12 protein-coding genes are annotated in these 15,110 nt (G+C 47.5%); 9 read left to right on the plus strand and 3 right to left on the minus strand.

The window, feature by feature from the left end; all coding sequences use genetic code 11:
- Window positions 1-4 precede the first annotated feature (4 nt).
- The 4 genes from J5069_RS21775 (at window position 5) to J5069_RS21790 (ending at window position 3,443) form a co-directional block, all read left to right on the plus strand.
- Window positions 5-448: a hypothetical protein gene (locus tag J5069_RS21775; protein WP_264645801.1), complete on the plus strand. Its 444-nt coding sequence runs from the start codon at window positions 5-7 to the stop codon at window positions 446-448.
- Window positions 445-951: a pyridoxamine 5'-phosphate oxidase family protein gene (locus tag J5069_RS21780; protein ID WP_264645802.1), complete on the plus strand. Its 507-nt coding sequence runs from the start codon at window positions 445-447 to the stop codon at window positions 949-951. Before J5069_RS21775 ends, J5069_RS21780 begins: the two co-directional genes overlap by 4 nt.
- Window positions 941-1,582, plus strand: coding sequence for a Fe-only nitrogenase accessory AnfO family protein (locus J5069_RS21785; protein ID WP_264645803.1), 642 nt, complete (start codon window positions 941-943; stop codon window positions 1,580-1,582). The genes J5069_RS21780 and J5069_RS21785 overlap by 11 nt, the downstream gene beginning before the upstream one ends.
- 289 nt (window positions 1,583-1,871) lie before the next feature.
- Window positions 1,872-3,443, plus strand: a complete 1,572-nt coding sequence (locus J5069_RS21790; RefSeq protein ID WP_264645804.1) for a sigma-54 interaction domain-containing protein — start codon at window positions 1,872-1,874, stop codon at window positions 3,441-3,443.
- A gap of 179 nt (window positions 3,444-3,622) precedes the next feature.
- Here J5069_RS21790 and J5069_RS21795 read toward each other — a convergent pair whose 3' ends face one another.
- The 3 genes from J5069_RS21795 to J5069_RS21805 all read right to left on the minus strand — a co-directional run bounded on the left by J5069_RS21795 (window position 3,623) and on the right by J5069_RS21805 (window position 8,547).
- Entirely contained in the window at window positions 3,623-6,247 is a 2,625-nt protein-coding gene (locus J5069_RS21795) for a hypothetical protein (RefSeq protein WP_264645805.1), read from the minus strand.
- Between the two features lie 511 nt (window positions 6,248-6,758).
- Window positions 6,759-7,088 carry a DHCW motif cupin fold protein gene (locus J5069_RS21800; RefSeq protein WP_264645806.1) on the minus strand — a complete coding sequence of 110 codons (330 nt, stop codon included), beginning with the start codon at window positions 7,086-7,088 and terminating at the stop codon, window positions 6,759-6,761.
- A gap of 106 nt (window positions 7,089-7,194) precedes the next feature.
- Entirely contained in the window at window positions 7,195-8,547 is a 1,353-nt protein-coding gene (locus tag J5069_RS21805) for a diguanylate cyclase (protein ID WP_264645807.1), read from the minus strand.
- 273 nt (window positions 8,548-8,820) lie between these two features.
- Here J5069_RS21805 and J5069_RS21810 point away from each other — a divergent pair, with 273 nt between their 5' ends.
- The 5 genes from J5069_RS21810 (at window position 8,821) to J5069_RS21830 (ending at window position 15,100) form a co-directional block, all read left to right on the plus strand.
- A complete protein-coding gene (locus tag J5069_RS21810; protein ID WP_264628980.1) occupies window positions 8,821-9,156 on the plus strand; it encodes a gamma-glutamylcyclotransferase in 336 nt (111 codons plus the stop codon).
- A gap of 293 nt (window positions 9,157-9,449) precedes the next feature.
- Entirely contained in the window at window positions 9,450-10,205 is a 756-nt protein-coding gene (locus J5069_RS21815; RefSeq protein ID WP_264645808.1) for a helix-turn-helix domain-containing protein, read from the plus strand.
- A 66-nt stretch (window positions 10,206-10,271) separates the two neighbouring features.
- Entirely contained in the window at window positions 10,272-11,894 is a 1,623-nt protein-coding gene (gene sctC / locus J5069_RS21820) for a type III secretion system outer membrane ring subunit SctC (RefSeq protein ID WP_413542272.1), read from the plus strand.
- The gene (gene sctW / locus J5069_RS21825) at window positions 11,885-13,015 is read left to right on the plus strand and encodes a type III secretion system gatekeeper subunit SctW (RefSeq protein ID WP_264645810.1); all 1,131 of its coding nucleotides are present in this window, start codon (window positions 11,885-11,887) and stop codon (window positions 13,013-13,015) included. Before sctC ends, sctW begins: the two co-directional genes overlap by 10 nt.
- Before the next feature lie 36 nt (window positions 13,016-13,051).
- Window positions 13,052-15,100: an EscV/YscV/HrcV family type III secretion system export apparatus protein gene (locus J5069_RS21830; RefSeq protein WP_264645811.1), complete on the plus strand. Its 2,049-nt coding sequence runs from the start codon at window positions 13,052-13,054 to the stop codon at window positions 15,098-15,100.
- The last annotated feature ends 10 nt before the right edge of the window (window positions 15,101-15,110 follow it).

The raw sequence follows: 15,110 nt of genomic DNA on the forward strand, positions 1-15,110 counted from the left end.
GGAAATGATGTCAGAATTGCTGTTTGAAAGCGATGAACAACGGTTTATTCGCTGTTATGAGCATGCGCGTGGCTATCACCGCCGCGCCCTGTTGCTGGCACCACAATCATCGTCTGTCAGTCTGGTGTTTAATGTGGCATCGCTGGCGGTGGAGTGCTACCTGATTGCCCTGTGTGCGCTGCATAACATCATGCCGATGAATCACAACTACCGTAGCCTGCTGACCAGTGCCTCGGAGAAAGTGACGTTTACCTCGGCGTTAAGGGAGGATATTGCCGCGCTCGATGCCCTTTTCGGTATTTGTTCTATTGATGATTACTACCATGGCATGCCGGACGAACAGGATAAAGCACGGATGCTTTCCGTGTGTGAGGCATTGGATGCGCTGATTGTCGCGGAACAAAAACGCTTACCGGCACTTGGTCACTTGCGGGAGAACAGAGGATGAATACGCCTGTTAATCCGGCTCTGGCCGATTTCCCCCATCACGACATGCGGCGAGATGAACGTGAGATCACCGATCCCACCATAATGGATGCCATTTTGCGCGAAGAGCGCGTGATGTACATCGCGCTGGCTAATAATGATGTGCCCTTTCTGGTGCCGGTTTTCTACGTCTGGGATGGCACCGCCCTCTACTTTCACTCTGCGCGCAGTGGCAGCAAGATTGAATTGATTAAACGTAACAATACCCTGTGTTTCGCTATTTCTCATTATGGTGGCGTGGTAGAGGATGCGCTGGCCTGTAACTTTGAGGCGCGGCATCGCACGGTGATTGGGATGGGGAAAGCGCAATTCATCAACGATAACCAGGAAAAAATTCCTATCTTGCAGCGATTAATGGCGGGTTTCACCGATCGGCACTGTGCGTTCCCTGACGCCAATCTGCAAGCCACGCTGGTGATACGCATCGACATCGACTCCATGAAGGGGAAGCAGCATGGTTTTTGATACCGACATGACGCACCCCCTCTACATTGCCGCATATCTCGACCATCAAGGAATGATAACGGCGTTCGGGCACCCCGGCGTGGCGACACTGTTTGTCCAGTCAGGTTCTGGCTGGCAATGCTGTCGTGAAGTTCCTTGCCCGTCAACCGCATCAATGTCATTGGCGGCTTTGCGCCAGCAAACCGTGACGCTGCTGGAGGCGTTACCCGAGTGTCGTCACATTGTGGCGCGGGAGATTCAGGGTGTGTTGCTGGCCTGGCTTGATGGCAGAGGGATTACCCTGTGGCGAGGCAGCGGCAAACCGGCCCCGCTTCTCGATCGTATCGCGGAGCGTATCCACGCCTCCTCGCCAGTGACGCCACTCCACCCTGAGATGTATTTTCAGCCGGGCAAACAGAGCGGCGATTTTCATTTCAATCTGATTGAGGCACTGGCAAACAGCGGCGAGGGGCACACCTCACGGCGGTTGTTACTGCCTTTCCTGCAACAAAAGCAATTTCGACGTCTGGATGTCATTTGCGACCATTTACCGAAATGGTTTGCCACGCTTGATGCGCGTGAATTCAGCATTGTGAGTGAGCCACGTGCAGATGGAACGTTTTGTGTCGTGGTGATGCCACTGCATGTCTGAAAACGTTCGTTGACGTACCAAATCGAACAGGAATGTTCTCAATGGAACATCTCGCCTATTTTCTGGCATTGAGGTGATTTTTTTCTACTTTATTATCAATGAATTATAAAAAATATCGTTTTGCCTGTATTGGCGCTGATTTTGCAGGTTTTTACCGGGACTGTGCGTAAGGGCCTGCGACATAGGATACCAATGCTTCTGACCTGCTGTGGTTCACTCTGTTACGTAAGAATGGGGACTTGTCGGGAGAGATATGATGCGCCTGCAAAGAAAACGTGGTGTAACGGACATGCAGTCACCCTTGAAGACACCGCTGTCTTTCAGCTGTAAATTGGGTGAATGCCGTTCAGAACTGATGCCGCTGTTGTCTGAAGTCAGCAAAGTGGTGAGCACCGAGGGCGATCTTTCCAAAACCCTCAAACTGGTTCTGCAATTGATGCAAAAACACATGCAGGTGATTCGCGCGATGATCACGCTGTACGACACCAGCAGCGATCGCATTTATATCCATGAAAGTTACGGACTCTCTCCACAAGAAGTGGAGAAGGGCGTCTACATGCCGGGGGAAGGGATCACCGGACAAGTGATTGAAACGCGTCAACCAGTCATTGTGCCGCATGTGGCAGACGATCCTTTATTTCTCAATAAAACCGGCAGTTTTGACAAGACCCGCGACGGGGCGTTTTCATTTATTTGTGTGCCGATCATTCGCAGTTCCAAAGTGATGGGAACCATCGGCATCGAACGGATCTATAACAATCAGCAACTGCGCTACCTGGATTTGGAAGTGCTGAAAGTGATTGCGGCAATTATCGCGCAGGCCGTTGAATTGCATCTGCTTGAACAAGCGCATCAGAAAGTACTGTTAGCGGCATCTTTGCACCACCACACCACAGATACACTGCGGCCTGCCAATATTATTGGCAATTCGCGGGCCATGCAGTCGGTGTACCGGTTGATTCGCAAGGTCAGCCCGGCGCGTACTACGGTGCTGATTCTGGGTGAGAGCGGCGTTGGCAAAGAGCGGGTATCGGCTGCGATTCACCATAGTAGCCTGTGTGCAACCGGCCCTTTTATCACCTTCAATTGTGCATCATTGCCGGAAAGTGTGCTGGAAAGTGAACTGTTTGGGCATGAAAAAGGCGCATTCACCGGTGCGATATCGCGCCGTGCTGGGCGTTTTGAAGAAGCCAATGGCGGAACCATTTTTCTAGATGAAGTCGGGGAGTTGTCGTTATCGGCGCAGGCCAAACTGCTACGTGTGATTCAGGAGCGTAGTTTTGAGCGCGTGGGCAGTAATGACACGCTTCATGTCAATGTGCGTATTCTGGCTGCCACACACCGTGATTTGAGTGAAATGGTGAATAAAGGGTTGTTTCGTGAGGACCTTTACTACCGTCTTAACGTGTTTCCCATCACTATTCCGCCGTTGCGTGAACGCGGTAATGACATTCTGATTCTGGCGGATTACTTCAATGCCCGTTTTGCCCGAGATCAGGGCGTGGAAGTGCCTACCATCGCCACGCCTGCACTGAATATGCTGCTTAACTACGACTGGCCGGGAAACGTCCGGGAGTTGGAGAATGTGATGGAGCGGGCGGTATTGTTATCCGATGAGGGGGTTATTCATAGCTACCATCTTCCGTTGTCATTGCAGCCGATTCTGGAACACCTTGTGGCGGAAGAGGGGTTGGAGGCACGGGTCTCCCAGATTGAGTACGATTTGATTGTTGAAGCGCTCTCAATGTTTCAGGGAAACATCTCCCGAGCGGCGGAACACCTTAATATCACACGTCGTGCATTAGGGCTGCGGCTGGATAAATATCGCCTCAACTATAAGCATTATCGTAACAGGGCGTGAGTGCCGCGTGCCGCAGTAGTGGCAGAACAATCCCTGGTTGCGCCCTGCTAGGCTCTGCCGTTCCACTGCGGCACGATACTGATTGCACCCAGTATTAAGGCGCATTGGGGTAACACATTCCCGACCCCCAAAAACCAGTGCTTGCGCGCCGTTTTTACTTGCCATCAACTAATTTTTTTTTACTCTCTATTTTCTATAGAGGGCTTTTTTTTCTTCCAAGCTATGTCATTCAAAACTCTATCGAAATCTGATATGCCTTTCGCATTCATTTTCTGCTTTCCACTGACATCAGCATTGAAGTATTTTTCTTTTACGTTACTAATATCTATAGGAAAAAATGACTCTGATGCCGCGTCCCACAGAATATTTAGAGAATGGAGGTCTTGATGTATGATGCCGAGGCTGTTCAACCTCTCGATCATATCGACAAATTTCACATCGGCATCATGCGGTAATGTTCCTCGCGGTACAGAATGCAGTGTTTGGCCGGGAATTCTATACATTCTGACACAGGAGTTCCCTTTATCATTGACAAAGTGCATGGCAGCCTCTTCACCATAATATCGCTGAAACATCTCGGTCTCATGTTTGGATATTTTTTCTGCCACGAGATGACTCGGTGATTTATATAATTTGATAAGATATCTACTGTCATCCGCATCAACAAAAACCTCTCCAAACACACCCTCGCCTATTTTATCTCCTAAATTAAAACCAGTTTTATTGTTGGGTAAACCTAACTTCGTCTCACCCGCAAGCCGAGACGATGAAGAAACATTATCCAATGGTGTGTTTTTCTTGAACATTTTTGACCACAAAGGCGGTTTCCCAGTGTTTTTAATCTCCAATGCAAATGAATAATCACTGAAGAGCCCACTTTTAGTAAAGTTATACTCAGAAAGTAATTTTTGTGCAGACGATTCGGTGTAACCATCAACGTCCTTGAGTACATTGAGTGCTGTTTTTCTTTCTTTACCGCTCAATCCAACTTTTAATATATTATCCAACCTCTCGTTAATATTTTCTTTGTAAAACTTATTTTTCTTAAATCGAAGTGTCATCGTCGGGATATCCACTGCATCAAGCAGAAGAAAACGGTTACTATCCACCTTTTTTACATGAATGAAATGGTTGTTGATATTCAAATAACTATTATTATTTTCGTCCCATCGCAACCCATTCTTATCCGGAGAAGAAAGATTCGTTACATCGATATTATGAATAAACATATCTGAAGTAATCTGCTTTTCCAGCGAACTTGACACATGAACAGACGTTGGGCGCTCAAATACCCAGCGACCGCCGTCCCATGACACTAAATAGTGTTCTTTATCAGGGTGATTCATATTATGAACCTCATAATGAACGCCTCGTCCGGGAGAAACAACTTCTCTCACTGGCACAATTTCTCCATTCATTTCAATATACCGTCCCCAAGTATAATGTGAGGTGTCGTCAATTTTCTCTGCGCGATAAATCTTTCCCGAACCATAATACTGTGCGTTATTATTGGTGTAGGGAATGTAGTTGAAGTCCCTGTCTGGCTCAATGCGGAGCGTGTTAATGATATTTTCCTGTTCGCGGGTAAACACCGGGTGCTGATTATGCGTACTCATGTGCCAGGTTTTGGATAATGGTTCAAGGTATACCGGGACATACTCGTGAGAGCCTGAGGCTTTTCGCAGTACGATCTCAAACTTTCCCTCTCCATTTTTTTTCAGGTCGTAGTATTCTCCGTACAGCGGTATCTGCTTTTTCCCTTCCCTCACTTCAACATTAAGATGGGTGGCATCGAAGGTGTCCGCATATCGCCACGCGAGCGTGTCCTCATCGACAATCACCTTTCTCTGCAATAACTCAGGTTTTGCGGCATAAGGATGGTATGTCATAAATTCATTGGGTTTATCCGTCGGTTTCAGAAAAATCGTTTGGCCTTCGGTATGGATAGCGGTATTACCCGGTTGAAGCTCAAGTAAAATTTCTTTCTTTATCCCATTTTTCGGATTTCGGACATAATAAGCCGCCCTGTTCTGGCCCGGCGTCGTATGCCGCAATTCAGTCGGTCTCATTTTACGGGCAACACCACGGGATTTGAACGCGATACTATCAACATCGAGAGATGTCGCGATCTCAGCAATATTTAGTCGAAGAAAGCGTTCAGCACAAATCTCATCACCTTGATTTTTATAGTACTCACGGCGTTTTGCATTCGCAATGAGCTTACCAATTAACGGTTTTATCCCCAGCGTCAGCAGATCCGCCACAATATTTAATCCATCGGCTGCACCCCGCGCTTCGGGCGACGGGCCACCTTCTGTATCATCATAAATCATTCGAAAGGGGTTCTCTGCTCTCTGGGCTTGAAATAAAAGCAGTTTTCCTTCGTTCTCGCCTTTAGCGTTAAGTATTTCTTCCTCAAAGGCGCAGTGTTCTTTTATATGTTCTGCGGTTCGAGGATCGAACTCAGGCATCAATGCTCGCTTCATTCGCGCTGTGCTATCAATCAGTGGAGTAATAAAGAGAGGACCGATTTTTGCCCACTGTTTCAATGACAGCTCAAAATCCTGACCTTCTTCGGTGGTTAATTGTCCATCAGACACCAGATAGTGCTTAATGGCCGCAATCAGCGCATTCTTCTTTTGATCATCAGAGAGAATGTGGCTGTTTTCAATAAAATAATTAGGTTTGTCAAGCGATGTGTCATTATCTATCATGGAAAATGGATTCTCTTTATAAGCAACAGAGGCAGAATCAGAACGGTGTAAAAAATTAAATAACAGCATGAGTTGAAGGGTTGTTGCCATTTCGCCTCTTCGTCCGAAAAACGACGTTGAGGACGGGTTCAGTATTCTCGGTGAATTTTCAATATGGCTAATTTCGGAAATGAAACCATGAACATTTACAGAGGGATTTGAATTAATTGATTCTAAAGATTTCTCATGCTTATTCTGGCACGTTTGATCGTGATAGCATGCTGTGGATAAATGATGCTGTATGACTGAAATAGACATTCTTTGACTCCATTCAAAAAGAATGGACTATAGGCATCGTATTTACGCCATCGTTATTAAAAAATAATCTCAATTAAGGATTATCGCAATTTTCGCTCTTCCTTTGAGGGAGTGTTTATTATTCAAACACATTGTAGATATGAACAATTCTATTATGTTCACCGATAAAAAAGCCAGCGCGCTCGCGCAGGCTTGTTCTTGGTAAGCGTAGATTAATCTTTACTTTGCGCGTGTATTTCCTGCACCGAAGTTACCTTCTTGGTCGTATCTGCATTGAGCGCCACACAACATACCGTCTGCGTTTTCAGTCAACAATAAACAGTTTTGCCCCTTTGGGGGATGTAGAGCGATGCGCTTCTGCCTGGTCCGCCACTTGATAGCTGACACCCGGCGTTAGGGTAAAGGTTCTGCCGTCATCCAGTTCGGTAATCAGCTCGCCTTCGAGGCAAAGAAGAACGTGCCCTTTTTTACACCAGTGATCCGCAATATATCCCGCAGAGTACTCCACCATTCTTACACGAATATCGCCGAAATGCTGTGTCCGCCATAATGCATGGCCGACGTCGCCGCTGTGGGTTGTTGGTTCAATCAGTGACCAATCGGTGATACCAAACGGAATATTTGCCATGTGCATCTGGAGGTTACCTCGTTACGATTTGCGTGCAAGACCCTCATTGTTAGCAGATGTCATTACCCTGCTTCAAGTGAAGTCTCCATTACCTTTTCTTATCGCATGCGTATCACTGTGTAAGTGGGTGACCGGGGGCGTCCCGTTGATCGTCATCCAGGGCGGCCACCACCCGGTTTCGCCCTTGGTTTTTGGCGGCGTAAAGGGCGGTATCCGCATGGTGAATCAGTCCGCTGGCAATCATATGCAGCGGCCTGTCTTCCGGACTGGTCTGATCGTTGTTCAGCGTCGCCACGCCGATGCTGATTGTGAGATAGCCCGTGGCGCTGGCGCTGTGCGGTAACCGCAACGCATGAATGTTTTCTCGTAGGCGCTCGGCAACGGTTAACGCTCCCGCTTTGTCGGTATGCGGTAAAATCACCAGAAACTCTTCGCCACCGTAGCGGCTAACGTTATCGTCGCTGCGCAATCGGGAAGAGAGCAGCGTTTTTGCTACCGTGCGCAGGCAGTCATCTCCTGCCTGATGGCCAAACGTATCATTATAGTGTTTAAAAAAGTCGATATCGGCGAGACACACCGAGAGCGGAATGCGTTTCTGGAGGGTGTGGGTAATTTCTTCAATTAGGTATTCGTCCATCTTGCGGCGGTTGAACAGCCCGGTAAGGTGGTCGTGTTGCGCATATTGTTGCAGCACTTTATTGGCATCGGCGAGCTTTTGCTCTGCCTGACTGCGGCGGGTGATATCAACCCAGGTGACGGAAAGCCCCACCACGTTCTCGCTGGCATCCCGCACCGGTACTGGCTGGGTGTAATAGCAGCGATCGAGCCAGGTGACCTCACGGCTAGGGATGTCCCACCCTTTATCGGCCAGCGTGAAATCGGTTTCAAATTGGGACCAACAATCGGGCATCACTGTGGATACCTGGAGTTCCGATGCAGGTTCGTCGGCGTGATTCAGCAAACGCATCATGGCCTTGTTGGACATCACAAGACAACCCGCGCGATTGATCATGCAGAGGGCAACCGGCGTGGTGTCATAGATGGTTTCCAACTGCAAAACCCGTTCTCCCAGCGTTGAGATATTGCGGTCAACGCCGCGATAACCGCGTAGCTCACCGTCGGGACCAAACAGCGGAATGCCGCTGGTTTCCAACACCACAATACGGCCATCAGCCCGACGATTGCGATTGACCAACCCCGAGAACGGTCTTTTGGCCGCAACAATTTCACCGAACGTTTGCCCAACGCGTTCGGCTTCACCCGGCGGCATAAAATCAAACGGTGTTTTGCCTATAACCTGTTGCGGTGTAAATCCCAGTAGTTCGGTGACCACTTCAGAGACCCAGGTATAACGGCCCTGTGCGTCAACTTCCCATACCCAATCAGAGTTGTGATTGAGCAATTCAAAGAGATGGTTTACATCGACCTCATTGAAGCCCAATGGTTTTTCTTCATCATTTTTCATTATTATCGGTACGTCCAAAATGTATGCAGGCAATTGGCGCAATAGAATAAGAATACACGTTACGGAGAGCAGAAAGTATCTGGTATTGATGAAATGGATTTAGAAATATTACCGAGCCAACCGGCACTGAGACCCAGTGGACTGCATTGAGGCAAGGTCGGCTCGCTCCTCGACAATATTGATAATGACAATATTACTGCGTTACGGTAAACCTACTGCGATGCTCCTGCCGTCGGGGACAGAGCAGACAATTGTTAACAGGACAGGAGAAGTATGGACAGTCTTTTTGTATACGGCACGCTGATGCCCGGGTGTGAAAATGCACATTTACTCGAGTCGATAGGTGGTTCCTGGGTGCAGGGTTCCGTGTGCGGTTCGCTGCTTGATGCAGGATGGGGGGCCGGTATGGGGTATCCTGGGATTGTTCTGGATGACACTGGAAACCGCGTTGAGGGGTATCTGTTTTACTCGGCGCGCCTGGCGGAGCATTGGGATGCACTCGATGAATTTGAAGGTGAGGAGTATGCCAGAGTGCCGGTAGACGTCACGACAAAAGACGGAGAGATTGTCACCGCTTTCATCTACACGGTGGTACCCGAAGCACGCTAGTGCGGCGGCGTTATGACTGTCTTTCCACCTATGGCGGTGGGCTTGCTATAAAAAAAGCGTTTTTTACGTACCTCGAGCCCACTGTCATTATCTTTAATTCTGTCAATATTGATTCGAACTATGTCCATTTATCTTTAATTATCTTTATGAAATAAAATATAAAAAAAGCTATTTCCCCCTATAATTTGATGGCGGTGCAGGAAGCGATAAGGCCAGTCATTATTATCTCATCAGGAATGCCATTGGCGAGACTTTATACTGCATCGAACGTTTGGATGCAAAAGAGTTTATCAATGGAAGATATGGGGCAATACCGTCAGCTCAATGCTGGCGAGGAATATCAGTTCTCTCAGTACACTTTATTACTGATACAGAACAATGGGCAAGAATGTCACCTTCGCTTTCGCGACAAAGCCAATACGGCGGTATGCGCGATCCCGGGTGACCAGCGACGTTTGCTTGCCATCGCACCGGCCTTGGTGACCGTGGAGCGCGGTGAATTACAGTGTTTATTTCTTGATTTTACGTTGCTGGCAAAACTGCAAGTGTTTATCGATAAATCAATGAATAAAGAAAGTATTCACTGTCCACGAACGCTGATGGCAAGCATGCCAACGACACTTGGCAACGAGCCTGAGCAGAAGGAGATCGAATATTGGCTACTTCATCAGACGTTGTTGGGGAATGAGGGCCTGACGTGTTTTTCCAATGTATTGAGACAATCTGAATGGTATGCCCTGGTTGAGTTTCTTTTTGATTCTTATCGAAGTAATTCCACCCAGCGTTTGCAGACGCTCTGTGCACGTTACGGGCTCTCCGTTTCTCATTTTCGACGTTTATCGCGGCGCGCATTGGGCAATACGGCAAAATCTGCACTACGTGATTGGCGTCTGGGGCAGGCACTGTTTGAATTGATTAACGGCGATAATAATTTAACGACTATCGCCATGAATCATGGATATGCATCACTTTCACATTTCTCCAATGAGGTGAAAGAAGTGATGGGTGTTTCGCCAAGGAATTTGAAGAAACTATTGCAAGCGAGTTAACGTAATATGAGTACAGCTTTTTCGACAAAAATACGGGCCTCAATAGCCATATTACTGGTTGTGTTAATGCCAATACAGGCATTCGCAGAAACAGTAAATGAGAATAATGACGCCTCTCGCCAGGGAAGCGGATATATGGCCCGGCAGGAGAGTGTGAATGGCATTTTTGATGCCATCTCTGCGGCGATGAGAAAACCCGTCATTTTAAGTAAGCTGGCGGCACGTAAGAAAGTCACCGGTGAGTTTGATCTGAGTCGTCCGCAGGATGTGCTGGTATCGGTATCCGAGCAGCTTGGGCTGATTTGGTACAGTGATGGCCAGGCTATTTATGTCTATGACGCAACGGAAATGCGTAATGCGGTTATCGTTTTACGTAATACTTCATTCAGCGTGGTTGAAAGCTTTTTGAAGAATTCAGGTTTGCACGATCCCCGTTTCCCTCTGCGTTCAGATAATCGCAATGCCACTTTTTATGTATCTGGTCCGCCAATCTATGTCGACCTGATCACCAGTACGGCGAAATATCTCGATCAAAAAAGTGATACGTTTGACGGGCGGGAGAGTATTGCCGTCATTCAGTTACACAACACCTTTGTAGAGGACCGTTCATTTAAATACCGGGATGAAAAAATCGTCATTCCAGGTATTTCGACGGTAATTAATAAAATTATCAGCACCGGTCCGACAGCAGGGAGAAGCATGCAGGTGGTGCCGCGTAAACCGGTGAAAGCCGAGTTGGATACCTCCGATCTGCCGCAGGATTTGCTCGACAGCTATGCTCATGAAGATGCGATGGCCACGTCGAATATTTCACATAATGCCAGTGAAGTGAATGTTATTGCCGAGCCGGGAACCAATAGCCTTTTAGTACGGGGAAGCCCTGAGCAGGTTGAATATATCCGTAACCTGGCGAAAACCCTGGATATCGCCAAGAGGCATATTGAACTTTCCGTTTGGATTGTGGATTTACAAAAAGAAGCATTCGACAACCTTGGCGTTCAGTGGAGCGGTAATCTGAATGTCGGAGGCAATCTGGGTATTTCGCTGAACGGCGGCACCAGTACCATTGACGGCGCCAGTTTTATGGTTACGGCATTGGCGTTGAGTGAGAAGAAAAAAGCCAACATTGTTTCCCGCCCCATGCTGCTGACCCAGGAAAATATTCCGGCCATTTTTGACAACAGCCGAACCTTCTATGCCAGCCTGGTGGGTGAACGTACAGCCCAGTTAGAAAACGTTACCTACGGTACTTTGGTCAGTGTGCTTCCTCGCTTTACCGCGAACGGGGAAATAGAAATGATGCTGAACGTGGAAGATGGTAGCCAGTTTGATACAACCAAAACCAACGATTCCACGTTACCTGAAGTGGGCAGAACCAATATCAGCACCATCGCTCGCGTGCCGAAGGGGAAAAGCTTGCTGATTGGCGGATATACCCATGAGGAAAGAAGCACCGTGGAAGGGAAAATACCGTTGTTAGGTGACATTCCTCTGCTTGGCAAAATGTTCCAATACTCTCGCGACCGAGAATCAAGCATGGTTCGGGTATTCCTGATTCAGCCACGAGAGATTGATGCACCGTTATCACCGGATGCACACACGATGATTAACGATATACGCAACGATCTTGGTAACGATCAGTTGCAAAACTGGATGACCAATTATTTGGACAGCCAAAAATGGCGATAAGCGTTGGGCACGGTAGCTCTACTCTCCAGCTTCAGATGGCTCGGAGAGAGAAGCAGCAGGCAGAAAAAAACAGTTCTGCTGAACAGAACAATGTTTCATCCGGCGATGAAATGCAGGATATGGAAGATCTTTCTCCCGCTGCCAGAGCGCAAAAGTTGCATAACGCGGCGGATGAAATGTCGGCTGTTGCGGGGCGTTTCCGCCAGCGCAGAGAATATGAAAAGAAATCCAGCGCGATGGAGGAAAGCAGCTTCGATCGCGTATTAGATGATGATGCTCAGCCGAAGGTGGGCAAGCTGATTCAAGCCCTGAATGGGAAAGAAGGGGCCGCTGTTATGCGTTTTTTACAACAGGCGCGCGCATTGTTTCCTGATGAGAGCGATCTGGTGATGGTTTTACGCGAGCTTCTATACCGACGAAACCTGGATGAAATACGCCGGAAACGTCTCAAAGCGTTGCTGTCCCAGGTTGAAAAAGAAGCGGATCCCAAGCGTCTAAAAGCCGGAATTAATGTTGCGTTAAAGGCGCGGTTATTAGGCACGACGCTCAAGATGACTCCTGCATTACTGCGCGAGAGCTATCGACGCTTTTTAGCCAATGATGATACGGATCTGATGCAGTACCAAACGTGGATATCGACCTACGGCGTTGAAAAACGCGGGATCCTGACCACGTTTATGGAAGATGCGCTGTTGGCGGATATTGACGCGGCCGATCCCAGTTGTAGTCATTCGGAGTTTTTCTTTCTTCAGGAAAGAATAAAGCAAATCAAGCGTATCCGCTCGAGTGATATTTTGTTTGTGCAGGGGCTACTCACCAATACCGTTATTCGCGATGTGGATGAGAAAGAGGAGACCTGGCTGCTATTGCTCTTTGGCATGATCGAACACACCGATGATGTGGATATGCTGCTTTCGCAAACTGTTGGTCGTCATTTACGTTTTGCTGAGCATAAGAATCGAGCGATAGTTTTACAAATGATCTACTACTATTGCAAAAAATTACCTCATGAAGTTTTTTTTTCAGAGGAAGAAAGAATAAAATTACTGATGTGTTTCGAAGAAAGACTCAATACCGCGTTATATCACGAACGAATTGAACAGCGGAAAGCCGCACCGTGATTTCTATGAATAAGTTGATTAAAATAGGTTGATAGGATGATTGGTTTTTTAAATCGGGTAAGGAACCATCCGGAACTCTTTATTCTTATATTGATTGTTGTGATCATTTCTATGTTGGTGATTCCTCTGCCAACCTACTTGGTCGATTTCCTGATTGGGTTAAACATTGTTTTGTCCATTCTGGTTTTTTTAGCGTCGTTTTATATTGATAAAATACTGAGCTTTTCAACATTCCCCGCCGTATTGTTGATTACGACGCTGTTTCGATTAGCGTTATCCGTGAGTACCAGCCGCCTGATATTAAACGATGCGGATGCGGGTGACATTATTTCCACCTTTGGTGAATTCGTTATCGGGGAAAGCCTGGTCGTTGGATTTGTGATTTTTGCAATCGTCACCATCGTGCAGTTTATGGTGATTACCAAAGGTGCCGAGCGTGTCGCCGAAGTGGCGGCACGTTTCTCTCTGGATGGCATGCCAGGCAAGCAAATGAGCATTGATGCGGATTTGCGTGCGGGCTCCATCGACGCGGAAGATGCCATGTCCCGGCGCAGTGTGGTCGAGCGTGAAAGCCAGCTCTACGGCTCTTTTGATGGCGCAATGAAGTTTATCAAGGGCGATGCGATTGCCGGAATCATTGTCATCTTCATCAACTTCATTGGTGGCATCAGCGTCGGGGTATCCATTAATGGCATGGATATGTCAACCGCGCTCTCTACCTACACGATGTTGACCATCGGTGATGGTCTGGTTGCTCAAATCCCGGCGCTGTTGATCGCCATTGGCGCCGGTTTCATTGTCACCCGTGTTAATGGCGATGGCGACAACATGGGGCGCACCATTGTTGATCAGCTGTTCACCAACCCTTCAGTACTGTTGATAGCCGCGATTATTGCCTTGGGCATCGGCAGCCTGCCGGGATTCCCTTTTTCTGTCTTTATGATTTTGGCATTGCTGCTCGCCGGGCTTTACGGTTATCAACGTTGGAAAAACAACAAGGCACAGGTCGATCTGGAGGCAGCAGCGTCACATCAACGTTATGAAGGGGATGTGTTAGCCGAAGGGGAAAGTTCACTCGGCATCATTAACAATCTGAATAATGTTTCAGCAGAAACGGTGCCCCTGATTCTGGTCGTTAACAAAAGCGATGAACAGATACTGGTAAAGGCGAACATTACTGAACGCTTTCGCAGTCAATTCTTCATTGACTATGGGATAAACCTGCCAGAAATAACGGTGAGAGCGTCCGAACACATAGAGTCTGAAACCGTATCTGTGTTGATCAATGAAATCAGCGCAGAGCGTTTTCAAATAAAATTCAATCAATACCGCGTGGTTAACGGTTCTGAAGAGCTGCTGCAACTTGGGATACCGGTATCTACCATTGAAAACATGCAATGGATTGCCGAAGAACAGCGGGACTCTGTTGCGGCATTAGGGTATCAGCTGCGTAGCGGTATTGATGAAATGTATTACACCTTGGCCGCAGTGTTGATTCGTCACGTTAATGAGTATTTCGGTGTTCAGGAAACAAAGCATATTCTCGATAAAATGGAAGAGAAATACCCTGACCTGATGAAAGAAGTGATGCGTCATGCCACTATTCAGCGAATTTCTGAAGTATTACAGCGCCTTTTGAGTGAACGTATTTCGGTGCGTAATATGCGGTTAATTATGGAAGCCCTTGCCCAATGGGCACCGCGTGAAAAAGAGGTTATTTCCTTAGTAGAGCATGTACGTGGTGCACTCTCACGTTATATTTGCCATAAATTCTCTGTGGGAAATTCGCTGCGCGTGATTATGTTATCTGCGGAGTTTGAAGACCAGATTCGTCAGAGTATTAGAAATACCTCAACGGGAGTGTTCCTGCATCTGGAGCCTGCTGTGGCAGATGAATTGATTGATCGGTTTGCTCTGGCCATGGAGAGTGTCGCGATGTCTTGTAAAGATTTAGTTGTGCTCTCTTCGGTGGATATACGCCGTTTTCTAAAGCGTTTTCTGGAGTCACGCTTTAAAGATCTTGAAGTGATGTCGTTCGGTGAAATAACCGATACGGTGTCAATCAATGTTGTGAAAACCATTTAATAAAGGAATA

The organism is Candidatus Symbiopectobacterium sp. NZEC127, from assembly GCF_025962675.1.
GTDB lineage: Bacteria > Pseudomonadota > Gammaproteobacteria > Enterobacterales > Enterobacteriaceae > Symbiopectobacterium.